We start from the raw sequence: 23,407 nt of genomic DNA on the forward strand, positions 1-23,407 counted from the left end.
CAGTCTAGGAATGCAAAGAGGCAGCTCCCAACCTGGCATATCTGAAGCGCCTGTCCGACCGGTCAGAGGTGGACGTAGGCTCAGGCCAGTATCAGCGTACGGCCAGCAGCGGGCTGCCCAGCCGCTCCAGCAAGGTGGCCTGCGCACTGCGCGGGTTCTGGTTGCCGGTCGGGGTGTTGCGCACGTAGCGCCCATCCGACTGCAGGCTCCAGCTGTGGGTGTTATCGGTGAGATAACTCTCCAGCTCTTTCTTGACCCGCATGATCAGCTTCTTGCCTTCTACCGGGAAGCAAGTCTCTACCCGCTTGTCGAGGTTGCGCTCCATCCAGTCGGCACTGGAAAGGAACATCTGCTCTTCACCACCATTGAGGAAGTAGAACACCCGCGTGTGCTCCAGGAAGCGGCCGATGATCGAACGCACGTGGATATTGTGCGACACCCCGGCAATACCCGGACGCAGGCAGCACATGCCGCGCACCACCAGGTCGATGCGCACGCCGGACTGGCTGGCCTTGTACAGCGCACGGATGATCTTCGGGTCGGTCAGCGAGTTGAACTTGGCGATGATATGCGCCGGCTTGCCGTCGAGGGCGAACTGGGTTTCGCGGGCAATCATGTCAAGCATGCCCTTCTTCAGGGTGAACGGCGCATGCAGGAGCTTTTTCATGCGCAGCGTCTTACCCATGCCGATCAACTGGCTGAACAGTTTGCCGACGTCTTCGCACAGTGCGTCGTCGGAAGTCAGCAGGCTGTAGTCGGTATAGAGCTTGGCGTTGCCGGCGTGATAGTTACCGGTGCCCAAGTGTGCGTAACGCACGATTTCCCCGGCTTCGCGGCGCAGGATCAACATCATCTTGGCGTGGGTCTTGAAGCCGACCACACCATAGATCACCACCGCGCCGGCTGCTTGCAGGCGGCTGGCCAGTTGCAGGTTGGACTCTTCGTCGAACCGCGCACGCAGCTCGATCACCGCCGTGACTTCCTTGCCGTTACGCGCGGCGTCCACCAGCGCATCGACGATTTCCGAGTTGGCGCCGCTGCGGTACAGGGTCTGGCGCACGGCCAGTACATGGGGGTCCTTGGCGGCCTGGCGCAGCAGGTCGACCACCGGGGTGAACGACTCGAAGGGGTGCAGCAGCAAGATGTCCTGCTTGCTGACCACGCTGAAGATGTTCTCGCTGTTTTGCAGCAGTTTCGGGATCTGCGGAGTGAACGGCGTGTATTGCAGCTCCGGATGGCTGTCCAGGCTGGTGATGCTGAACAGGCGCGTCAGGTTCACCGGGCCATTGACCTGGTACAGCTCGGTCTCGGCCAGGTTGAACTGCTTGAGCAGGTAGTCCGAGAGATGTTTGGGGCAGGTATCCGCCACTTCCAGGCGCACCGCGTCGCCGTAGCGCCGCGAGAACAGCTCGCCGCGCAGGGCGCGGGCCAGGTCTTCGACGTCTTCGGTGTCGACCGCAAGGTCAGCGTTACGGGTCAGGCGGAACTGATAGCAGCCCTTGACCTTCATGCCCTGGAACAGGTCATCGGCATGGGCGTGGATCATCGACGAAAGAAATACATAGTTATCGCCAGCCCCCCCGACCTCTTCCGGTACCTTGATGATGCGTGGCAACAGGCGCGGCGCCGGGATGATCGCCAGGCCCGAGTCACGGCCAAAGGCATCGATCCCTTCGAGCTCGACGATAAAGTTCAGGCTCTTGTTCACCAGCAGCGGGAACGGGTGCGTCGGGTCCAGGCCAATCGGGGTGATGATCGGCGCGATCTCGTCACGGAAGTAGCGACGCACCCAGGTCTTGAGCTTGACGGTCCAGTTGCGCCGACGGATGAACCGCACCTGATGCTTTTCCAGCTCCGGCAACAGGATGTCGTTGAGGATGGCGTATTGACGGTCCACATGGCCGTGTACCAGCTCGCTGATGCGGGCCAGGGCCTGGTGCGGCTGCAGGCCATCGGCGCCAGCCTGTTCACGGGCAAAGGTGATCTGTTTCTTGAGGCCGGCGACACGGATCTCGAAGAACTCGTCCAGGTTGCTGGAGAAGATCAGCAGGAACTTCAGGCGCTCGAGCAGTGGGTAGGACTCATCCAGCGCCTGTTCCAGTACACGGATGTTGAATTGCAGTTGGGACAGCTCGCGATGGATATACAGGCTGCTGTCATCCAGGTTCGGAATCACGATAGGCGGTGCCGCCACCACCGGCTCAGTAATCACGGCAGGCTGCTCAGGCACAAGCTCCGGCGGGGTTTCGGCCACCTGTTCAACCACCGGGTGAGCGTCTTTTACGGCAACGTCTGTGAGTCCTTCGGTATTCATCGAGTGTTCCTGTGAGGGCTATTGTTGCTCTCTAAGCAATTGGGCGGCACGGGCGGCAAAGTAAGTCAGGATGCCATCGGCACCCGCACGTTTAAAGGCAGTCAGGGACTCGAGGATCACTCCTTCACCCAACCAGCCATTTTGAATCGCAGCCATGTGCATGGCGTATTCACCACTGACCTGATAGACAAAGGTCGGCACCTTGAATTCCTCCTTGACCCTATAAAGGATGTCCAGGTACGGCATGCCGGGCTTGACCATCACCATATCGGCGCCTTCGGCCAGGTCCGCCGCCACTTCGTGCAAGGCTTCGTGGCTGTTGGCCGGGTCCATCTGGTACGAGGCCTTGTTGGCCTTGCCCAGGTTCAACGCCGAGCCGACCGCATCGCGGAACGGCCCGTAGTAGGCGCTGGCGTACTTGGCCGAATAGGCCATGATCCGCACATTGACGTGGCCGGCCAGTTCCAGCGCCTCACGGATTGCCTGGATACGACCGTCCATCATGTCCGACGGGGCCACCACCTGGGCGCCCGCGGCGGCATGGGACAGCGCCTGCTTGACCAGGGCATCGACGGTGATGTCGTTCTGCACGTAGCCTTCTTCATCCAGGATCCCATCCTGCCCGTGGGTGGTGAACGGGTCCAGCGCCACGTCAGTGATCACCCCCAGCTCCGGAAAACGCTCGCGCAGAGCGCGGGTCGCGCGCTGGGCAATCCCTTCGGGGTTCCAGGCCTCGGCGGCGTCCAGGGACTTGAGCCCGGCCGGCGTGACCGGGAACAGTGCCAGCGCCGGAATCCCCAGCTCGACCCACTGCGCGGCTTCTTCGAGCAGCAGATCAATGGTCAAGCGCTCGACGCCCGGCATCGACGCCACCGCTTCCCGACGATTTTCACCGTCCAGCACAAACACCGGCAGGATCAGATCATCCACCGTCAGTACGTTTTCACGCACCAGGCGGCGAGAAAAATCATCACGACGGTTGCGGCGCAGGCGGGTAGCGGGAAACAGGCGTTGGGCGGGGGTAAAGCTCACGGCAGACTCCTGAGCCCGGCTTGACGGGCGAGCGTGACAGTTATAAGCGGTCATTATGACGAAGGAATGACAGTTGTGCTTACTCATGCGACCTGTCGCCGCATTCACGGTTTCTGTAGGAAATGTTCACTTCATGACACATCTCGATACTTTCATGAATGTCCACGAAGGCGTAGGCTGCGCGTTCATTTCGCCAGCACCCAGACAATGCTCCAACAATTTCTGAATGACTTTGGCTACTTTGCCCTCTTCCTGGGGACGTTCTTTGAAGGTGAGACCATTCTGGTTCTCGCAGGCTTCCTTGCGTTCCGCGGATACATGGATATCAACGTAGTGGTGGTGGTCGCGTTCTTCGGCAGCTACGCCGGCGATCAGCTCTGGTACTTCATGGGCCGCAAGCATGGGCGCAAATTGTTGGCACGCAAGCCACGCTGGCAGTTGATGGGTGATCGGGCGTTGGAGCACATCCGCCGGCATCCGGATATCTGGGTGCTGAGTTTCCGTTTCGTCTATGGCCTGCGCACGGTCATGCCCGTGGCCATCGGCCTGTCAGGCTACCCGCCGGGACGCTACCTGTTGCTCAACGGCATTGGCGCGGCGATCTGGGCGGCTGCGCTGGGGGCGGCGGCCTACCACTTCGGCGCAGTGCTCGAAGGCATGCTGGGCAGCGTCAAGAAGTACGAGCTCTGGGTGCTGGGCGCCTTGCTCGTGCTCGGCCTGGGCTTGTGGCTGCGCCGGCGCATCCGCAACGCCCGCCTGGCCCGGGAAACCTGCGCCGCCGAGAAGGCCCAATTGGCGCAGGAACAACTGGCCGAGAAAAAGCCCGAGCCTACGACGCCAATCGAGTAAGCCGCGCCTCACTCCATCGTTGCGCATAGAACTGCCAGTTGGCCCACAGCGGCTTCCAACTGGCAAAGGCGTGGTCACGCCAAAGATCACCGGCTCTTTTTCGTCTTCTTCCGGGAACGAGCCAAACGAACGCCCCCAAATAATGAACACCCCGCCTTGGTTGCGATCCATGTAGAGAGCGTTCTGTGCAGGGCGGCCCAGCCGTTCGAGCACAATCAGGGCAATGAACAACGGTACCGCGCAAGGAACGAAGTCCAAGGGCCAGTCCGGTCGACTATTGTCATATCAAGATTAGAGCGAATGGCCGGATACCCCATTGGCAATGACCGAAAAATAAGTAGACATTTAACGCCATAAATCAGGAGAAATGCCCATGAGCAAAAAGATTGCAGTGATCCTTTCCGGCTGTGGCGTGTACGACGGCGCTGAAATCCATGAAAGTGTGATCACCTTGCTGCGCCTGGACCAGCGCGGCGCCGAGGTTCAGTGCTTCGCCCCGGATATTGCGCAAATGCATGTGATCAACCACCTCACGGGCGAAGAAATGCCCGAGTCGCGCAATGTTCTGGTGGAGTCTGCGCGCATCGCCCGGGGCGAGGTGAAGGACATTCGCGAGGCCCGCGTGGAGGAGTTCGACGCATTGATCGTGCCCGGCGGTTTTGGTGCGGCGAAGAACCTATCGACCTTTGCTGTCGAAGGCGCCGGCTGCAGCGTCAACCCGGATGTACTGGCACTGGCCGAAGCCTTCGCCGAAGCAGCCAAGCCCGTGGGGCTGATCTGCATCTCGCCAGCCTTGGCGGCAAAAATCTACGGCCCCGGCGTGACCTGCACCATCGGCAACGACACCGACACGGCGGCGGCCCTGGACAAGATGGGCGCCACCCACCAGGAATGCGCGGTAGACGAGATCGTCGAAGACAAGGCCCGCAAACTGGTGAGCACGCCGGCCTACATGTTGGGCAAGAACATCAGCGAAGTGGCATCGGGCATCAACAAGTTGGTGGACCGGGTGCTGGAACTGACCCACGAGAACGACTGAGTCGTCTCTGACTATTCACAGCAGCGATGTGGGAGCTGGCTTGCCTGCGATAGCATCACCTCGGTTTAACTGACACACCGAGGCGCCTGCATCGCGGGCAAGCCCGCTCCCACTTTTGACCGCTGGCGTGCTTAAGAAGCCGCCACCCGGCGCTTTTCGGCCAGGCGGCTGCGGCTGTACAACACCACAATCGCAATGATCGCCACCGCCTGGGCACTCAATGAATACGCATCGGCGTGGATGCCCAGCCAGTCGAAGTCAAAGAACGCCACCGGCCGGGTGCCGAAGATGCCCGCTTCCTGCAATGCCTTGACGCCATGCCCGGCGAACACCACCGACAGCGCGCACAGCAGCGCGGCGTTGATTCCGAAGAACAGCGCCAGCGGCAATTTCGCCGAGCCGCGCAGAATGATCCACGCCAGGCCCATCAGCAACACCAGCGCCGTGGCACCACCGGCCAACACGGCGTTATGCCCGGCAGGACCGGCCTGCAGCCACAGGGTTTCGTAGAACAGGATCACTTCGAACAGTTCACGGTACACCGAGAAGAACGCCAGGATCGCAAACCCAAAACGCCCACCACCGCCGACCAGGCTGCTCTTGATGTAGTCCTGCCAGGCGGCCGCGTGGCGGCGGTCATGCATCCACACGCCCAGCCACAGCACCATCACGCTGGCGAACAGCGCCGTACAACCTTCCAGCAACTCGCGCTGGGCGCCACTGACGTCAATGACATACGCCGCCAGCGCCCAGGTCGCCGCGCCGGCTACCAGGGCCAGGGCCCAACCGACGTTGACGCTGCGCACCGCCGATTGCTGGCCGGTGTTGCGCAGGAAGGCGAGGATCGCCGCCAGCACCAGGATCGCTTCCAGCCCTTCACGCAACAGGATCAGCAAGCCCGAGATGTAGCTCAAGGACCAGCTCAAGCCGTCGCCGCCCAACAGGCCGGCCGACTCAGTGAGTTTGCCCTTGGCCACGTCCAGGCGCTGTTGGACTTGCTCGATTGGCAGCCCGTCCTGCAACGACTGCCGATAGGCCATCAAGGCCTTCTCAGTGTCCTTGCGCACATTGGCGTCGACGTTATCCAGGGAGCTTTCCACCAGCTCGAAGCCTTCCAGGTACGCCGCTACCGACAGGTCGTAGGCCTGTTCATGCTCGCCACTGCGGAACGCCGCCAGGCTCTTGTCCAGCGTGGCTGCGGTGTACTCCAGCAATTGCGCCGGGCCACGCTGGACCTGCGGCGGCTGCGCACGCTGGGCGCGGAACACCCGGACCGCCTCCGGCCCTTCGGCGGCCAGCACTTCTTCCGGGGTCTGGCGGGCAAGGTCGGCCAGGTTGAAGGATTTTTCGCTTTTTGCTGCGGCCGGGTCGGCGGTGAAGCCGGCGATATAGGTCGCCAGGTCCCAGCGCTGACGGTCATCCAACTGGTCGGCGAACGACGGCATATCGGTGCCTTCGACGCCCAGGCCCAGGGTGTTGTAGATGCCATACAGGCTCAGGCGGTCCAGGCGCTGCGCATCGCGCAGGTTGGCCGGCGGCGGGGTCATGCCGACACCGGCCGGGCCATCGCCCGCCCCGGCGTCACCGTGGCACACCGAGCAATGCTGAGCGTACAGCGGCGCACCCCGTGTCGGGTCTGGGGTAATGGCCGGTGCCTGGCTGACTTCATAGGCTGCCGCCAGTTGCGCACCCAGTTGCCGTGCCTGGCGCGCTACCGCGTTGCCGTCCTGATGGGTGGTGACGGCGCCCAGCAGCTCATCGACGCCCTTGACCAGGGCCGCACGCTCGGGCTTGTCGGGCAGGTCTGCCACCAGCCCCTGCAGCACACCGAGAAACTCCACCTGCTCACGGTATTCGGACTCATCGACCACCTTGCCCGCCTCCACCGTCGGCGGATAGTCAGCGCCAATGTAGTCCAGCAAATGCAGGGCCTGGGGCGCACCTTCTGCGGTGGCAGCCAACAGATTGAAGCTGCACGACACCAACGCCGGCAACAACAGCCAGGCGAGAAAACGGGAAGGGGCAGTCATGAATGAATCTCAGATGGAAACAAGAAGTAACACATTGTCGAATGTTAATGGGTTTGACTCAAGGCGTTAGTGCTTTGTCCGCCGAAATGACCCGCCCAGGTCTTCAATACACCCACGCAAAAGCCATTGTTTTGCCAGTAACGAAGCCTATAATGCGCCGCCTTCGTTATCGCGAATCGGCATTTGAGCTCCTCGTTTTATGAGGAATGTGTAGGAAAGGCTTTTCCTGCGATTGGTTATTCGGCCCGACCAGCACCTTCGGCCGATTACGCTCAGGGAAGCAGCATTCCAATGGCATCTCGCGTCTTCATCTCCCTTGCCCTCGCTGCGGTCACGCTGCTGTCGGGCTGTTCGATGTTCCGCAGTTACGACTCGGAACTGCAAGCCACTAACCAGCAATTGGCCAGCGGCAATGTCGACGGTGCGCTGACCCTGCTGGAGAAAAACAACAGCAGCGAAGACAAAGACCTTCTCTACTATTTCGAAAAAGGCGAGTTGCTGCGCGCCAAGGGTGACCTGGCCGGCAGCCAGGCGGCCTGGCACCGCGCAGACCTGGTGGTGTACAAGTGGGAAGAGTCGGTCAAGTTCGACACCGAGCGCTATCTGGCGCAGTTCGGCAGCTTCCTGGTCAATGACAAGGTGCGGCGCTACGAAGGGTATGACTATGAAAAAGTCATGCTCACCACCCAGATGGCGTTGAATCTGCTGGCGGTCAACGATTTCGACGGCGCCCGGACCGAAATCAAGAAAACCCACGAACGCGAAGCGGTGATCGCCGAACTGCGGGACAAGGAATACCTCAAGCGCGAAAACGCAGCCGAACGCCAGGGCGTCGCCACCCAGTTCAAGGACTTGCGCGGCTACCCGGTAGAAAGCCTCGACGCGCCGGACGTGGCGGGCCTGAAGAACAGCTACCAGAGCGCTTTCAGTCATTACCTGGCCGGTTTCGTCTACGAAGCCCTGGGTGAAAAAGACCTGGCCGCGCCGGGCTATCGCAAGGCCGCCGAACTGCGCCCCAACACACCGCTGCTGGAACAGGCCCTGCTCGATCTGGACGCGCCCGGCGTGGCGGCTGGCGAAAGCGACGTGCTGATCGTGGTCCAGAGCGGCCTGGCGCCGGCTCGCGACTCGATCCGCCTGCCACTGCCGATCCCTATCGACGGGCATTGGGTGATCACACCGCTGTCGTTCCCGGTGATCAAGCCAGACACCTCGACGGCCACCTTTGCGCAGATCGGCGTCGATGGCCGGCAGCAGAACCTCACGGCCCTCAACAGCACCACCGCCATGTCCCGCCGCGCCCTGCGCGACGACATGCCAGGGATCATCCTGCGCACCACCGTGCGCGCCATCAGCCGTGGTGTGACACAAAAGAACCTGAACCAGACCAACCCGATGGCCGGCCTGGTGTTGGGCATCGCCTCCGCCGTCACCGAGGGCGCCGACACCCGCACCTGGCGCACCCTGCCGGACGTCACCCAGGTCACGCGCCTGCGCCTCAAGCATGGCGAGCACCAAGTGAGCCTGCCCAATGCCCTGGGCGGCACGCTGGTGACGGTCAAGGCCGAACAACGCCACCAGGTGATTACCTTGCGCGTGGTCGGCAACCAGGTATTCGCCAGCGGCCTGGCGGCCCATGTGGTCGCGAGCAACCCGGGCCAGGCCGTGGCCAGCCTCAAACAACCTTAAGGAGCACGCTATGCGTCATTTCATCCTCGGCGCCCTGGCGCTGATTTTCCTCGCCGGTTGCGCCACCCCGCCGCCGGAACCTGGCAGCGCGGCGAGCAAAGTCGTGGTAATGGGCAAGTTCAAGGGGATTGCCGTGGGCGCGATTCGCGTGGCCCGCGAAAACGGCTTCCTGACCGCCAAGGTGCAGTTGAGCAACATCACCAGCAGCAACCAGATGATGTATTACCGCTTCGCCTGGCTGGGCGCCGATGGCTTCCCGGTGGGCGACGAAGAAACCTGGAAAGTGCTGAACCTCTACGCCAACCAGGCCACTTTCCTGCCGGCTATCGCCAACCTGCCCCAGGCCGCCGACTTCCGCCTTGAAGTCAAGACGCCTTGAACCTGCCCCCTATTCAGTTTTCGAGAGACCTTCCCATGTTTGCACGCTTTTCGTTCCTCGCCGTGATCGCCGCCCTGGCCAGCGGCTGCGCCAACACCTCGCCGGTCATCGGCGGCAAAAACATCAGCTACGGCGATACCAAGGCCGTGGAATTGGTGACCAACGAGTTCGGGTCCACCGACCTGCAGATGATCGCCGAAAGCATGACCCGCTCCCTGGCGCAGTCCGGCATTCTCCAGGGCCGCCCGGTGGTGCAGGTGTATGACGTGAAGAACAAGACCAGCGAATACATCGATACCCGCGAGATCACCACCTCGATCAAGACCCAACTGATGAAGACCGGCACCGCCCGCTTCGCCAGCGACAACACTGACATGCAAAGCCAGGTCGACCAGCTCAAGCTGCAAAACCAGAGCGGCCTGTACAAGAAGTCCACGGTCAGCAAGACCGGCAACATGGTCGCGGCCAAGTACCGCCTGGAAGGCTCCATCAGCTCCATCGTCAAGCGCAGTGCCGACTACAAGGACGTGTTCTACAAGTTCAGCCTGCAACTGGTCGACGTCGAAAGCGGCCTGGCCGAATGGATGGATGAAAAAGAAATCCGCAAGACCACGGAGCGCTAAGCCATGCGCCTATGGATCGGCATCATCGGCTTGCTTTGCACGTTTGGCGCCTGGGCGGCACCGAAAATTGCCGTCACAGACCTGGCCTACGAGGCGCGCGTAGAGGAATACATCCACGCAGTCTCGGCCAGCAACAACTTCCAGGCCAGCGCCTATAACGCCAGTGGCGCGTCCAGCTACAGCGAGTTTGAAAGCCGCAGCAGCTACATCGAGCAGGGCGAGCTGCGCAAATTCAGCGGTGATATCAAGGGCGAGATCCTCAAGTCGCGCCAGTTCCAACTGGTCCAGGGCACGCCCTACACCAGCGAAGCCAAGGGCGATGTGTACGACGTGATCAAGCGGATCAAGGCCGGCCACTTCAAGGGTGCGGACTATGTGCTGTTCGGCACCCTATCGGACATCGACTTCACCCGGGACATCAACGCCCTGGATCACACCAGCAGCTATTCGGCGGTGCTGGGGCTGAGCGTGGTGGCGGATTTCAGTCTGATCAACACCCGCACCTATGAAATCACCTCGGCGTTTACCGCCATGGGCGAAGGCCAGGACACCAAGCTGGTGAGCAGTCGTGATGTGCGCGTGAACCTGAACCGGCCACGGGTGGTGAGGGAAGTGTCGAAAGCCTTGGGTGAGGACGTGGCACGCCAGCTACAAGAGCAGTTGGGCGGCGGCTATCAAGAGCCCGGCCAGCCTGCGTTGCGCAATAACCTGCCAAGGGACGAAGCGCCGAAAATCCTGCGCTGAACCTCAATGGCTCGGCTAGCACACATCAATGTGGGAGCTGGCTTGCCGGCGATCGCATCAGCGCGGTGTATCAGTGACACCGCGGCGCGTGTATCGCAGGCAAGCCAGCTCCCACAGTTTTGATTGGGTTTATTCCGTCAGGCCGTGGCGCGGTGCAGGCTGGCGAGGAAACCCGCAGCGCCCACGAACAACCCGGCAAACGTGCGGTTCACGCGTTTCTGCTGCTTGGGCGTGCGCAACAGGCGCAACACTTTGGACGCAAGCCCCGTGTAGCCGGCCATTACGATCATATCCACGCCGATCATCGTCGCGCCGAGGATCAGGTACTGGATCAGCAGCGGCGCCTGCGGGTTCACGAACTGCGGCAGCACCGCCAGCATGAACACCAGGGCCTTGGGGTTGCTGGCGTTCACCAGAAAACCACGGAACATCATCGCCATGGGCTTGCCGATGGGGCGCACGGCAGCGTCATCGGTCAGGTCCATGGGCAAGGCACGCCATTGCTTGACGGCCAGGTACACAAGGTAGGCCACGCCGAACCATTTGATCGCGTAGAAGGCGGTAGACGACGCCGCAAGCACCGCCCCAAGGCCGCCGGCCACCACGGCAATCTGCATCGCCAGGCCCAGTTGCAGGCCGATGGCATTCCAGTAGCCGCGCACAAAACCGTATTGCAGGCCGCTGGACATCGAGGCGATGGCGCCCGCGCCGGGAGAGAGACTGATGATCCAGCTGGCCAGGAAGAAGGCCAGCCATGTGTCGAGCGCCATTACACACCTCGTAGCAAATTCGTCGTGAGCACTAAGCTAACTCCGAGGGCCGAGGGCTGGCTAGAGTTTTTTCAGGATATGGGGCTGACGTCGCTACCGCGCCAGCGGCGTACCGAACGCTGGAAGAACAGGCTGTTGGGCACTTGCACCACAGCGCTGTCGGTGCCCGCCTCGGCCACTTCGATCAGTGTGGTGTAAAGCAGGTTGATCGCGATCACCCGACCTTTGACGCCAGGCTTGTCGACGGTATCCACCAACTCCACCACATCACCCAGGCGAAACGGCCCGACGGTGAAGATCAGGATCGCGCACAGCAGGTTGGACAACACCGACCACATGGCAAAAAACGCCACCGCAGCTACGGCCACAAAGCCCGACAACGCGGTCCACAGCACGGTGGCCGACACCCCCAGGCGCTCAAGGACGAAGATCAGCGCACTGCCCATGATCAGCCAGCGCAGGCCACCGCGCAGGGGCATCAGCAGTTGCGGCGGGAACGGGTAGCGCTCGCCCAGGCGCGTCAGGCCCTTGGCGACGAAGCGCTGGGCCAGGTAGCCGGCCAGCAGGATCAGCAGGATTTGCACGCCGACCCACACCGGTTCGATCCATTGGGCGGGCAGCGGCAGTTGCAAGGCTTCCATCAGGACAGTGCCTCCAGCTCCGCTTGCAGGCCTTCCAGCAGTTCGAGGGCTTCCATCCAGGTTTCCTCCAATTGCCCTTCGCGCACCTTCATCTTGGCCTGTTCGGCCAGCAGGTCGCGCAGTTCATCCTTGCGGGCCGCTTCGTACACTGCGCTGTCGCCGAGGCTGGCTTCGATCTTGGCCAGGCGTTCGTGAACCTTGCCCAGTTCGGCCTCGAGCTTGTCGGCTTCGCGTTTGTGCGGTGCCAACTGCTGGCGCAGGGCCGCAGCAGCCTGGCGCTGAGCTTTCTTGTCGGTCTTGTCCGGGTTGACCGGGGTGTTGCTGACCGGCGCGTTGCGCAGTCGATAGTCAGTCAGCCAACGGGCGTAGTCGTCCAGGTCGCCATCGAACTCTTCGACTTTTCCATCAGCTACCAGCAGGAAGTTATCAGTGGTGCTCTTGAGCAAGTGGCGGTCGTGAGACACCACCAGTACCGCACCGCTGAATTCCTGCAGGGCCATGGTCAGCGCCAGGCGCATTTCCAGGTCCAGGTGGTTGGTCGGTTCGTCGAGCAGCAGCAGGTTTGGCCGGTCCCAGGCGATCAACGCCAGGGCCAAACGGGCTTTTTCGCCACCGGAGAAGTTCAGCACCGGCTCATCGATGCGCGCGCCACGGAAGTCGAAACCACCCAGGAAGTCGCGCAGGGTCTGCTCGCGCTCGGTTGGCGCCAGGCGCTGCAAATGCAGGAGCGGGCTGGCCTTGGAGTCGAGGGAGTCCAGCTGATGCTGGGCGAAGTAGCCCACCACCAGGTTCTCGCCACGGGTCAGGCGCCCGGCCAGGGGTTGCAGCTCACCGGAAAGGTTCTTGATCAGCGTCGATTTGCCCGCGCCGTTGGGCCCGAGCAAACCGATGCGCGCACCCGGGGTGAGCTGCAGCTTGACCTTCTCCAGGATGGTTTTGTCGCCATAGCCCAGGCGTGCATCCGAGAGGTCCAGCAAGGGGCTGGAGATTTTCACCGACTCGCGAAACACAAAGTCGAATGGCGAATCGACGTGGGCCGCCGACAGCTCTTCCATGCGCTCCAACGCCTTGATCCGGCTCTGGGCCTGACGGGCCTTGGTGGCCTGGGCCTTGAACCGGGCGATGTAGCTTTCCATGTGCGCACGCTGCGCCTGTTGCTTCTCGAAAGCCTGTTGCTGCTGGGCCAGGCGTTCGGCGCGGGCCCGCTCGAACGCAGTGTAGCCGCCGCGATAGAGGGTGATTTTTTTCTGTTCGACATGGGCGATGTTGTCGACCACAGCGTCGAGGAAATCCCGGTCGTGGGAAATCAGCAGCAAGGTGCCCGGGTAGCTCTTGAGGAAATCCTCCAGCCACAGGATCGCATCGAGATCCAAGTGGTTGGTGGGTTCGTCGAGCAGCAACAGGTCCGAGGGGCACATCAACGCCTGGGCCAGGTTCAGGCGCATGCGCCAGCCACCGGAGAAGTCGGCGACCGGGCGATCCATCTGTTCGTTGGTGAACCCCAGGCCGGCGAGCATCTTGCGCGCACGGGCGTCGGCGGTGTAACCGTCGGCACTGTCGAGTTCCGAGTGCAGGCGGGCCTGGGCGGCACCGTCCTGGGCTTTCTCGGCCTCCGCCAGGTCGTGTTGCACCTGGCGCAGGCGCAGGTCGCCATCGAGCACGTAGTCGATCGCGATGCGGTCCAGGGTGTCGATCTCCTGGCGCATATGGGCGATACGCCAGTCGGCTGGCAGCAGGCAGTCCCCGGAATCCGGGGTCAGCTCACCGAGCAACAGGGCGAACAAAGTGGATTTGCCGGCGCCATTGGCACCGATCAGGCCGGCTTTGTGACCGGCGTGCAGGGTCAGCTCGGCGTCTTCAAGAAGACGTTGCGGGCCACGCTGTAATGTTAGGCTTTGAAGTCGGATCATAATGGCGGCGGAGTCTACCAGCTTCGTTAGCCGCTGGCTTGGGTGTGAACATGTGCGCTGACCTGTGGAGCTTTGCCCTCTCGACCTACGCCCGTGCGGGTGCTGAAGATGCCTGCCTGCGCTTGCAGGAGCAAGGGGCCGATGTGTGTCTGTTGTTGTGTGGGTTGTGGCTGGAACAGCGCGGGGTCGCGCTGGAGCCTGGACGCGTACAGGCGCTGCGAATAATCGCCGAGCCCTGGCAGGCAGATGTCGTGCAGCCCTTGCGCAGGGTGCGCAAACAATGGCGTTGCATGGCACAGCAGGATGTGGAGCTGGGGGCGTTGCGCGAGCAGGTCAAAGCTCTGGAGCTGGAGGCCGAACGGCAGTTGCTATTGCGTCTGGAGGCACTGGCACAGCGTTGGCCAGCGGGGGAGCACGCCACAGATCAGGCATGGCTTGAAGCACTGGCGACCGAAGCCGCCAACTTCGACCACGACGCGCTGCATCAACTGCGCGTCGCGGCCACCGGCACTTAGGAAGCGCTGGTTGGGGTGGTACCTGGCACTACCGGAGCAGGCGTGCTGCTGGCCGGTGCCGGGGTAGCAGCTGGAGCTGCCGGCGCAGCGGGGGTCGCGGGCTTTGCAGCAGCAGGTTTGGCGGCCGGCTTAGCGGCTGGTTTTGCAGCAGCAGGTTTGGCAGCTGGCTTGGCGGCTGGTTTTGCAGCAGCAGGTTTAGCTGCTGGCTTGGCGGCTGGTTTCGCAGCAGCGGGTTTGGCAACTGGCTTGGCGGCTGGTTTTGCAGCAGCGGTTTTAGCAACTGGCTTAGCGGCTGGTTTTGCAGCAGCAGGTTTGGCAGCTGGCTTAGCGGCTGGTTTCGCAGCAGCAGGTTTAGCTGCTGGCTTGGCGGCTGGTTTTGCAGCAGCAGGTTTAGCTGCTGGCTTGGCGGCTGGTTTTGCAGCAGCAGGTTTGGCAGCTGGCTTGGCGGCTGGTTTCGCAGCAACAGTTTTAGCAGCTGGCTTGGCGGCTGGTTTCGCAGCAGCAGTTTTAGCGGCTGGCTTGGCGGCTGGTTTTGCAGCAGCGGTTTTAGCAGCTGGCTTGGCGGCTGGTTTTGCAGCAGCGGTTTTAGCAGCTGGCTTGGCGGCTGGTTTTGCAGCAGCGGTTTTAGCAGCTGGCTTGGCGGCTGGTTTTGCAGCAGCGGTTTTGGCCACTGGCTTGGCGACCGATTTTGCAGGCGCTTTTTTAGCAGCAGGCTTGGCCGCAACTTTAGCCGAAGCCTTGGCAGCAACTGCCTTGGCCGGTGTACGAGTGCTCAACACTTTAGCCACTGCTTCTTTCACACGACCAACGCCCTGGGCCAGTTTCAGGCTCTCTTGGGCATCACGCTTGAGTTGAAGGATGTAGGTGCGGGTTTCGGATTGACGATCCTTGAGGGCATCGAGCAAGTCCTCAAGTTCTTTGACAGCGCCCTTGGCTTTGGTTTGCGCCTTGGCTTTGCCGGCAGTCGCGGCGTCTTGCAGTTTGGTGCGGGATTTATGCAGTTTTTCTTGAGCCTTACCGCGTTGCTTTTCCAGCTTGGCGAGCAATTTCTCTGCATCAGCCAAGGCTTGGGAGCAAGCACTTTCCAAATGTTCGAGCAGGCTGCCCGAGAGTTGTTGGAGCAAGTGCAACGGGGTATTAACAGGCTTCTGTTTGGCCGACATGGTTTACCTCCTGGCTGACGTGGGTGCGGCTCATACTAGCCCTCTGCTCTTACCGCCGCTAGGGCATGTTGACAGTATCGAATGCGTTGCGTTGCACCGCACAAAAATTCTTATCGATATAACGAAAAACCACTCCATTCTTTACCCCTCCACACTGGCATAATCCACCGCACTTTCGGCTGGAGAATACCCATGTCGCGTTACCTTTTTTTCATCCTGGGTTTGTCGTTTTCAGTGGCCAACGCGAGTGAGCCAGCAGCGTCCAAAGACAGCCACGACCTGGCCTACAGCCTGGGCGCCAGCCTTGGCGAACGCCTGCGCCAGGAAGTCCCCGACCTGCAGATCCAGGCCTTGCTCGACGGCCTCAAGCAAGCCTATCAAGGCAAGCCCCTGGCCCTGGATGACGCACGCATCGCTCAGATCCTCGCCCAACACGAAGCGCAAGCCAGCAGCGAGGCACAAGTGCCGCAAAGCGAAAAGGCTCTCGCCGCCGAACAACAATTTCTGAGCACGGAAAAAGCCAGGAGCGGTGCGCGCGAATTGGCAGACGGTATCTTGCTCACGGAGTTGGCCCCTGGAAGCGGGAAAAAGCCAGGCGCCAATGATCGGGTGCAGGTGAAGTACGTGGGGCGATTGCCGGATGGGACGGTTTTCGACCAGAGCACGCAGCCCCAATGGTTTCGCCTGGACAGCGTGATCAGCGGCTGGCAAAGCGCGCTGCAACAGATGCCGGTAGGCGCAAAATGGCGCCTGGTGATTCCTTCTGCACAGGCCTATGGCGCAGACGGTGCGGGCCAGTTGATCGCACCTTACACACCGCTGGTTTTCGAGATAGAGCTGCTCGCAATCGGTGCCTGAGCCCAACGAAAAACGGTGCGCCATGCGCACCGTTTTTTTGTCTTGCCGCTGAGTTTCAGGCCTGGGTTGCAGGCTCTTCCTTGTGGGCGTTGTGCAGCACTTCGATCAAGCAGTCTTCCAGCTCGAAACGCTCATGGAGCAGGCCACCCAGCTCTTTGAGTGTCGCGGCAACGCACTTGCCCTCGTCGCAAAGGTCGTTAAACGCCAGGAGTTTTTTGGTGATGACGTGGATACGCTCGTAAATAGTCTTGGCCAAGTCCAGGCCACGCTGGTCATCGAAGGCCTCGGCCTCCTTGGTCAGTTGCTCATAGAACTCGAAGTGCCCTGCCGAGACGTAGTCCACCAAGACACTACAGAACTCCTGCAACAGCTTGTGGTTCTCGGCCAGCGCTTCAGGCTTCTCACCCAAAGCATCAAAGGCCCGAACCAATTCGTGACGTGCCGTCAACCAGCTGTCGATCAGCTTATGCACACCACCCCAGCGTTCCTGAGCATTCTGACAACTTTCCAACATGATGATCTCTTCCCTTATGGGCGGTGCCGCTTTCACCCGCGCGATGCGTCGAGGATAAAGCGGCAAGCGGACAACGCCGCATCGAACAAACTGTTTCAATAACGCGTGCGGGCCAGATTATGCCCCCACGACTATGGCTTCAAGGTACGCAGACCAGAAAGTTCATACAAGTGTTTAATCCCATCCTACGAACCAACCCAGCCAGTCAGTGCTTCACAAACCGTAGATTCTGACTGGGTAACAGTCGGGAAAACTGCGTCACCCCCAGTAGGAGCATGGCCACGAAGAACAGCAGGCTCCACTCCGGGATGCTCAGGTCAAACAACGTCCAGTTGATTTCCACACAGTCGACAGTGCCCTTGAACGCCAACTGCAGGGCTTGCCCCAGCGACAGGTTTTCGATCATGTATTCCAGGCTTGGCCAGCAGTTGGGAACCTGGTCAGGCGGGATGTTCTGCAATAGCACCTGGCGCACCGCTGTCACTGCGCCGAGCAACGCACAGCCCATGCTCGCCGCCCAGTACAGGTAGATGCCCACGCGCCTGGGGCCGTGGATCGCCGCTATGAAGTTGATCAGGGTGAACACCGCCAGCAGGCTGCGCTGGATCAGGCATAGGAAACAAGGCCGCAAAAGAGCCCCGTATTCCAGGTAAAACGACGCGCCCAACGTCAGCACACCGGCCATGAACGCCAGGAAGAACAAGGAGCGTGAAGGGGCCAAAGACATTGTTTATCCGTAACGCAAGAGATAGGTCGTTACGGTAGAGGAAAGACCTTACCCCTTTCAATACGCGCTGGAGCAGACACTTCCGCGAGATCGCAGGGATATCCCGTCAGAGGGCAGGTAACTTTACGTGGTGCCCTGTGGGAAACCACCTCAAGCCCCTGAATCCGCAAAACCGAGGGATTTTGAAGGACTGGTTGCCAGATACTTCTGAGCCAGCCCTTCAAAACATCCTACGTCAGACCCGTGCAGGCACCGGTAGCGGTGAAGCCAGCAGGCGGCTGTCCAACAGCCCCAGGCCCTCCTGGAACAGTTGATTACTGCGCTCGGTATCACCCAGCTGCGCGAGCAATCGCGCCAACTCGGCACAGGCCTCGGGGTTGCGTTGAACCTGCAGGCTGCTTTCCAGATAGTCCCGTGCCTTGCCCCACAAACTGTTTTGCAGGCAGAGCCGACCCAGCGTCAGCAACAAACTGGCATCGCCCGGATGGTCCTTGAGCCAGCCTTCGGCGAACTTCAACTGCCGTGCCGGATCGCCACCGCGCAGCAGGCCATACAACCGGATCAGGTGACTGTCGTAGCCGCGCTTGAGCGCAACACGCAAAGCCTCTTCGGCCTTGGCATCGGCGCCCAGTTGGCGCAACTGTTCGGCATAGGCCAGTACCAGTTGGGGCTCCTGGCGCTGGGCCGAGGTCAATTGCTGCCAGGCCCGCTCAAGGGACTGCAGGCCGGCCTCACCATGCTCTTCACGCTGGACGGCCAGGCTCAGGTTTTCACCCCAGGCCCGGCGCTCCAGATCCGCCAGCTCGGTGGCTGGCAGCACTTTATCCTTGCGCAGCTCCGGCAAGAGCCGGATCACCGAGGACCAGTCACCACGCTGCTGGTGCAGGCGCTGCAGCTGGCGCAATACCTGGGCGTTGTGCGGATGGCGCTCATGCATGGCCTGCAGCGTCACGAGGGCTGCGTCCGTGTCGCCACGGTCCATCTGCAACTGTGCGTGGCTCAAGGCAATCGCCAGCTCGGCCTGGGGCTGACGCTCCAGGGCACGCTCCAACAGGCTGTCGGACTCTTCATAGCGCCCCTGCTCGTTGGCCGCCCGGGCCGCTCCGAGGTAGTACAGCAATGGCTGGCGTTCGGCTTCCGCCGCACGGTGCAGGTGCCGCTCGGCACTGGCCCAGCGGCCTTCCGCCAGGTCCATCTGCCCCTGCTCGATAGCCACCTGCACCCGCCGGCTGCGATTGCGCCGCGACCAGGGATTGACCACGCCACCCGAAGTCGTCACCAGGCCCAGCAGCACCCGCAGCAGATAGATCGCCAGGCCGACGACAAACACTGCCACCAGGGTCGACCACAGGCCGGACTCATAATGCAGCACATGGGGATAGCTGATCAGCACATAACCGGTGTGTTTCGAGATGCCCACCGCCAGCGCCAGAGCGAGGGCAATGGCCAGCACCAGGACCACATAGAAACGCTTCATCGGCTTTACTCCTGGGTCGCCGGCTTACCGGCGGAAGCCTTGGCTTCGTCGGCAGACAGATGGCGGCGTTCAAGGTAAGCCTGCACCGCAGACAAACTCGCGGCGAGGTCCGGGGTCACCACCGACACGGCCTTGGGCTCAAGTTCGGCAATACGCGCCAGCATGGCCTGGCTTTGCGGGTTGTCCTGGTTGAAGTTGCCCTGCAATACGCTGCGCGCCTCGCCCAGCGCCCGAGCGTACACCGCCGGTTCGCCATTGAGTGCGGCCCATTGCGCCTGCTCCAGCGCCAGGCTCAGGGCCAGGCGCACCTGGTTCAGGCCTTGGCCTGCCAGCAATGGGCGGATGTTGTCATCGGGGTTGAAATCGATACGGAAGTAGCGCGAGATCTGCTCCCACCATTGGCTCCAGCGACTGTCAGTGTCGGTGCTCGGACGGCCCTGGGGGCTCTCTTGCAACTGATATTCCGGGGACACGGCGGCCAGTTGCACCACCTGGTCACGCAGCGCCGCCAGTTGCAGGTACAGCCCGGTGCGGTCTGGCTGCTCAACGCTGCGCAAGGCCGCCAGGCTCTTGGCCAACTGCTCGCGGGCGGCGTAGGAACCCGGATCGCTCTGCTCACGCAGGATCTCATCGGCGCCCTGCACCAGCGCCTGGGCACTGTTGATGTCCTGCAACGCTGACAAGCGCAGGCTGGCCAGGCGCAGCAGATGCTCGGCCTCGGCCAGGCGCCAGTCCTTGCGGCTGGCCCCCAGGACGGTTTCCAGACGCTGGTTCAGGCGCTGCTGGTCGCCCTGCAGTTGCGCCACCAGGCGCCGGCGTTCTTCCAGTTCATCAGCACCCGGCAATTGCGCCAGGCGTGCGGCCAATTGCTGCTGCGCCTGCTGGATGCCCTGGGATTGTTCATCCAGGGTGCGCACCTGCACCAACTGTTGCTGGCTGCTCGTTTGCAGGGCCCGGACCTGCCAGAGCCCCCAACCGCCAGCCGCAACACCCGCGGCGCCAAGCAGCAAAGCAAAGACCGCCAGGCCGTTGCCACGGCGAGGCGTAGTGACCGGGGTCTCAACAGGCGCATCAAGCGCGGGCTGAGCTTCATCTTTAGGCAAGGCTGTTTCGCTCACGTGTCCATCCTTTGCGTTATTAGAGAGTGGGAACGGGCTGGCTCCGTAACGCCACTAGCAAAGCCGCGGCACTGGCACCGCGGCAATCCACAACTTTTTTCGCGCCCGCAGCCCGGGCCATTTCGGCAACTCGTGGGCTGGGCACGAACAACGGCAACTGTGCCACGCGTGGCCAATCGGCACCGGCGAGGCCATGCAGATGCAAAAAACCCTGCCCACTGCTGACCACCAGGCCGTTCAAGCGTTCCACATCAATGCGCTGGGTGAGCACATCCGGGTCGTAGGTCGGCAAAAACCGACGATACAACTCCAGATAATCGACACTAGCACCTTGGCCGCGTAAACGCTCAGCCAGCAACTCTCGCCCCCCTTGCCCACGCAGGATCAATACGCGCGCACCGTCAACAGCGACAGCCTCGCGCAACCTGGGCAATTCAAGCAAGGCCTCGCTGTCGTCCCCAACCTCGGGGTAGCTCACATCCAGGCCATGGTCAGCCAGAACCCGGGCCGTTGCCGCGCCGACGCTGAACCACGGCAGGGTCGGCACCGCTGGGGCGAACTGATCGAGCAACTGCAGCGCCCGGCGCGCGGCCGGCTTGCTCACCACGATCACCGCGCAATAGCGGTCCAGGCGCTGAAAAACCGCCTGGTGCTCGGCGGTGATGGGCAATGGTTGGGTTTCCAGCAACGCCAGGCTGCTGCTGAAGATACCGGCTTCGGACAACGAGGCCGCCAGGGCTGCCGATTCCTCGGCAGGCCGCGTCAGCAGCACACGCCAACCGGTCACTGCGGACCGGCCTCGCCATAGACTTTTTGCAGAATGGCGCCGGCGCCTTTTGCCAGGAGTTCTTCGGCGACTTGCACGCCCAGGCTCGCAGCCTCGGTTTGTGGCCCGCGGGTTTCAGCCGTGAGCAGCAAACCGCCGTCGGGATCACCCACCAGGCCGCGCAGCCAGAGGTTGTCACCCTCAAGGACCGCGTAGCAGGCAATCGGCACCTGGCAGCCACCGTTGAGGTGCTTGTTCAGGGCGCGCTCGGCGGTGACCCGCACTTCGGTTGGCTGGTGATCGAGGGGTTTGAGCAGCGCCTGGATTTCCAGGTCTGCGGTGCGGCATTCGATACCGACGGCACCCTGGCCTCCAGCCGGCAGGCTGTCTTCGACGCTGATTGCAGAGGTGATGCGCTCTTCAAAGCCCAGGCGAATCAGGCCAGCGGCCGCCAGGATAATCGCGTCGTACTCGCCGGCATCCAGCTTGGCCAGGCGGGTATTGACGTTGCCCCGCAGGAAGCGGATCTGCAAGTCCGGGCGACGGGTCAGCAACTGGGCCTGGCGACGCAGGCTGGAGGTGCCGACGATGCTGCCCTGCGGCAGTTCATCAAGGGAGGCGTAGGTATTGGACACGAAGGCATCGCGCGGGTCTTCACGCTCGCAGATGCAATACAGGCCCAGACCTTGGGGAAAGTCCATCGGCACGTCTTTCATCGAGTGCACGGCGATGTCGGCTTCATTCTCCAGCAGAGCGGTTTCCAGCTCCTTGACGAACAAGCCCTTGCCACCGATTTTCGACAGCGGCGAGTCGAGCAGCTTGTCGCCACGACTGACCATGGGCACCAGGGACACCGTGAGCCCCGGATGGGCTTGCTCAAGGCGGGCTTTGACGTATTCGGCCTGCCACAAGGCCAGGGCGCTTTTACGGGTGGCGATGCGGATTTCGCGAGAGGACATGGATCAATCCGTACTGAATAGATACGGCAGATAATAACAGCTCAGGCAGAACCGCCTTGATTTGAATCAGCAAGTGCGGGGCCTCCCTGGCCGCTGCGCACCGGGATTCGGGGCATGCAGGTCGCTACAGCCCTCGGGCTAAAGCTGCTGCATCATCTTGCGTACGCCTGCGACATGGCGCCGGCTGACGATCAACGCGTCGCCGTTGAGCCCTTTGAGGAACAACTGAAAATGCCCCAGGGGCGTGCGTTGCAGGCGTTCGATACGCTCGCGGGCCACCAGCGCGTTGCGGTGGATACGCACGAAGCGCTCGCCAAATTCGTCTTCCAGGGCCTTGAGTGGCTCATCGAGCAGCACTTCACCGTGCTCGTGACGCAAGGTCACGTACTTGTGATCGGCAATGAAATAAATCACCTGGTCCACGGGAATCAGCTCGATCCCCTTGCGGGTCCTCGCGCTGATATGGCTGCGGGGGCCATTGCCACTTTGCGCCGCAGGCTGGGTCAGGGCAGCAAGCTGCACGCGATTGGGCCGCTCGGCCTTCTTCAACGCCTTGAGCAGCGCTTCGGCCGATACCGGCTTGGCCAGGAAGCTGACGCCGCTTGCCTCCAGGGTCTCGGAGGAGAACTCCTCGTCGGTTGCGCATAACACCAGCGCCGGCGGCGACTCGCGCTCGCTCAAGCGGGCGGCGACCTGCAACCCATCAAGGCCAGGCATGCGGATATCAAGGAGCACCACGTCCGGCTTGAGGCTTTCGATCAAGGCCAATGCCTCGTCGCCACTGGACGCGCTCGGTTCAAGGGCAGTGTATCCCTCGAGCTCACTGACCATACGGCTCAGTCGCTCGCGGGCTTGGGGTTCGTCATCAACGATCAGGACATTCATATTGCGCTGGATTCCTGCGTGAGTCTCGCACAAGGATAGCGTAGACAGGTGCGGTGACTTCCGTCACGGCGATCCACGCTAAGACTAGCGTGAGCGGCAAAAAGTGCCCCGAGAGCGACACCAATATTTACCCGGACCTGTTCAATACCGCCCAAAACCCGATACCGCAGGGCATCGTCATAGGGTTTGCTGATACTCAATATGAACACCCCCTCTACTTTAAGGTTAGCCTGGAGTTCGACCTCATCGCCTGGCATTGGTGCACTGCACCCCTGTCAGTGCAACTGTAGACGCTCACGAAGACGACATTGCTCAATCGTCAAATATCGTTTCAATAAACATCCTTTGTTTACCTCAGGATCCGGTCGGGTGAAACCCCCGCTTTCACTCCCGCCTCCAGTCTCA

The 23,407-nt window shown here is 61.7% G+C and carries 22 protein-coding genes and 1 pseudogene; 8 read left to right on the forward strand and 15 right to left on the reverse strand.

Features of this window, described 5'->3' with window-relative positions; genetic code table 11:
- Nucleotides 1–91: 91 nt before the first annotated feature.
- The gene (gene ppk1 / locus C5F71_RS11610; RefSeq protein WP_029289586.1) at nt 92–2,314 is read right to left on the reverse strand and encodes a polyphosphate kinase 1; all 2,223 of its coding nucleotides are present in this window, start codon (nt 2,312–2,314) and stop codon (nt 92–94) included.
- Between the two features lie 18 nt (nt 2,315–2,332).
- Nucleotides 2,333–3,346 (reverse strand): porphobilinogen synthase, encoded by a 1,014-nt coding sequence (hemB, locus tag C5F71_RS11615; RefSeq protein ID WP_070994028.1) that lies wholly within the window; start codon nt 3,344–3,346, stop codon nt 2,333–2,335.
- A gap of 207 nt (nt 3,347–3,553) precedes the next feature.
- On the opposite strand from hemB, the gene C5F71_RS11620 reads away from it, so the two are divergent.
- Complete coding sequence (locus C5F71_RS11620; protein ID WP_029289590.1) at nt 3,554–4,195, forward strand: DedA family protein; 642 nt, start codon at nt 3,554–3,556, stop codon at nt 4,193–4,195.
- Here C5F71_RS11620 and C5F71_RS11625 read toward each other — a convergent pair.
- Nucleotides 4,191–4,384: pseudogene (locus tag C5F71_RS11625) on the reverse strand (hypothetical protein); the annotation flags it as partial. The gene C5F71_RS11620 and the pseudogene C5F71_RS11625 sit on opposite strands and share 5 nt — an antisense overlap.
- Nucleotides 4,385–4,568: 184 nt before the next feature.
- On the opposite strand from C5F71_RS11625, the gene elbB reads away from it, so the two are divergent.
- The gene (elbB, locus tag C5F71_RS11630; protein WP_029289592.1) at nt 4,569–5,234 is read left to right on the forward strand and encodes an isoprenoid biosynthesis glyoxalase ElbB; all 666 of its coding nucleotides are present in this window, start codon (nt 4,569–4,571) and stop codon (nt 5,232–5,234) included.
- A 131-nt stretch (nt 5,235–5,365) separates the two neighbouring features.
- Here the strand turns inward: elbB and C5F71_RS11635 are convergent, their stop codons facing one another.
- Nucleotides 5,366–7,264: an FTR1 family protein gene (locus tag C5F71_RS11635; protein ID WP_029289594.1), complete on the reverse strand. Its 1,899-nt coding sequence runs from the start codon at nt 7,262–7,264 to the stop codon at nt 5,366–5,368.
- A 291-nt stretch (nt 7,265–7,555) separates the two neighbouring features.
- Here C5F71_RS11635 and C5F71_RS11640 point away from each other — a divergent pair, with 291 nt between their 5' ends.
- Genes C5F71_RS11640 through C5F71_RS11655 form a run of 4 tightly spaced genes read left to right on the forward strand, consistent with a single transcriptional unit; the run spans nt 7,556 to nt 10,699 of the window.
- Nucleotides 7,556–8,953, forward strand: coding sequence for a COG3014 family protein (locus tag C5F71_RS11640; RefSeq protein WP_104911172.1), 1,398 nt, complete (start codon nt 7,556–7,558; stop codon nt 8,951–8,953).
- A gap of 10 nt (nt 8,954–8,963) precedes the next feature.
- Complete coding sequence (locus C5F71_RS11645; RefSeq protein WP_029289599.1) at nt 8,964–9,332, forward strand: YcfL family protein; 369 nt, start codon at nt 8,964–8,966, stop codon at nt 9,330–9,332.
- Nucleotides 9,333–9,367: 35 nt separating this feature from the next.
- Nucleotides 9,368–9,955: a penicillin-binding protein activator LpoB gene (lpoB, locus tag C5F71_RS11650; RefSeq protein WP_029289601.1), complete on the forward strand. Its 588-nt coding sequence runs from the start codon at nt 9,368–9,370 to the stop codon at nt 9,953–9,955.
- A 3-nt stretch (nt 9,956–9,958) separates the two neighbouring features.
- On the forward strand, nt 9,959–10,699 hold the full coding sequence (locus tag C5F71_RS11655) for a hypothetical protein (protein WP_029289603.1): 741 nt from the start codon (nt 9,959–9,961) through the stop codon (nt 10,697–10,699).
- Nucleotides 10,700–10,836: 137 nt separating this feature from the next.
- On the opposite strand, the gene C5F71_RS11660 is transcribed toward C5F71_RS11655, so the two are convergent.
- The 3 genes from C5F71_RS11660 to abc-f form a co-directional block, all read right to left on the reverse strand.
- A complete protein-coding gene (locus C5F71_RS11660; RefSeq protein ID WP_029289605.1) occupies nt 10,837–11,469 on the reverse strand; it encodes a LysE family transporter in 633 nt (210 codons plus the stop codon).
- A 71-nt stretch (nt 11,470–11,540) separates the two neighbouring features.
- Complete coding sequence (locus C5F71_RS11665) at nt 11,541–12,110, reverse strand: mechanosensitive ion channel family protein (RefSeq protein ID WP_029289606.1); 570 nt, start codon at nt 12,108–12,110, stop codon at nt 11,541–11,543.
- Nucleotides 12,110–14,020 (reverse strand): ribosomal protection-like ABC-F family protein, encoded by a 1,911-nt coding sequence (gene abc-f / locus C5F71_RS11670; protein ID WP_104911173.1) that lies wholly within the window; start codon nt 14,018–14,020, stop codon nt 12,110–12,112. The genes C5F71_RS11665 and abc-f overlap by 1 nt, the downstream gene beginning before the upstream one ends.
- A gap of 50 nt (nt 14,021–14,070) precedes the next feature.
- On the opposite strand from abc-f, the gene C5F71_RS11675 reads away from it, so the two are divergent.
- The gene (locus C5F71_RS11675; RefSeq protein ID WP_104911174.1) at nt 14,071–14,535 is read left to right on the forward strand and encodes a TIGR02444 family protein; all 465 of its coding nucleotides are present in this window, start codon (nt 14,071–14,073) and stop codon (nt 14,533–14,535) included.
- Here C5F71_RS11675 and C5F71_RS11680 read toward each other — a convergent pair.
- Nucleotides 14,532–15,698: an AlgP family protein gene (locus C5F71_RS11680; protein WP_104911175.1), complete on the reverse strand. Its 1,167-nt coding sequence runs from the start codon at nt 15,696–15,698 to the stop codon at nt 14,532–14,534. The genes C5F71_RS11675 and C5F71_RS11680 overlap by 4 nt on opposite strands.
- 192 nt (nt 15,699–15,890) lie before the next feature.
- Between C5F71_RS11680 and C5F71_RS11685 the strand changes: the two genes are divergently transcribed.
- The gene (locus C5F71_RS11685) at nt 15,891–16,556 is read left to right on the forward strand and encodes an FKBP-type peptidyl-prolyl cis-trans isomerase (protein ID WP_104911176.1); all 666 of its coding nucleotides are present in this window, start codon (nt 15,891–15,893) and stop codon (nt 16,554–16,556) included.
- A 55-nt stretch (nt 16,557–16,611) separates the two neighbouring features.
- Here C5F71_RS11685 and rsd read toward each other — a convergent pair whose 3' ends face one another.
- The 7 genes from rsd to C5F71_RS11720 all read right to left on the reverse strand — a co-directional run bounded on the left by rsd (nt 16,612) and on the right by C5F71_RS11720 (nt 23,002).
- Nucleotides 16,612–17,070: a sigma D regulator gene (gene rsd / locus C5F71_RS11690; protein WP_104911177.1), complete on the reverse strand. Its 459-nt coding sequence runs from the start codon at nt 17,068–17,070 to the stop codon at nt 16,612–16,614.
- A 205-nt stretch (nt 17,071–17,275) separates the two neighbouring features.
- Complete coding sequence (locus tag C5F71_RS11695) at nt 17,276–17,797, reverse strand: disulfide bond formation protein B (protein WP_104911178.1); 522 nt, start codon at nt 17,795–17,797, stop codon at nt 17,276–17,278.
- Nucleotides 17,798–18,032: 235 nt separating this feature from the next.
- Nucleotides 18,033–19,274, reverse strand: a complete 1,242-nt coding sequence (locus C5F71_RS11700) for a heme biosynthesis protein HemY (protein WP_070994034.1) — start codon at nt 19,272–19,274, stop codon at nt 18,033–18,035.
- A 5-nt stretch (nt 19,275–19,279) separates the two neighbouring features.
- Complete coding sequence (locus tag C5F71_RS11705) at nt 19,280–20,392, reverse strand: uroporphyrinogen-III C-methyltransferase (protein WP_070994035.1); 1,113 nt, start codon at nt 20,390–20,392, stop codon at nt 19,280–19,282.
- Nucleotides 20,393–20,411: 19 nt separating this feature from the next.
- A complete protein-coding gene (locus tag C5F71_RS11710) occupies nt 20,412–21,179 on the reverse strand; it encodes a uroporphyrinogen-III synthase (protein ID WP_092232059.1) in 768 nt (255 codons plus the stop codon).
- Entirely contained in the window at nt 21,176–22,117 is a 942-nt protein-coding gene (gene hemC, locus C5F71_RS11715; protein ID WP_029289622.1) for a hydroxymethylbilane synthase, read from the reverse strand. Before hemC ends, C5F71_RS11710 begins: the two co-directional genes overlap by 4 nt.
- Nucleotides 22,118–22,255: 138 nt before the next feature.
- On the reverse strand, nt 22,256–23,002 hold the full coding sequence (locus C5F71_RS11720; protein WP_029289624.1) for a LytTR family DNA-binding domain-containing protein: 747 nt from the start codon (nt 23,000–23,002) through the stop codon (nt 22,256–22,258).
- Nucleotides 23,003–23,407 lie beyond the last annotated feature (405 nt).

This window comes from Pseudomonas sp. LG1D9, from assembly GCF_002949995.1.
GTDB classification, from domain to species: domain Bacteria; phylum Pseudomonadota; class Gammaproteobacteria; order Pseudomonadales; family Pseudomonadaceae; genus Aquipseudomonas; species Aquipseudomonas proteolytica.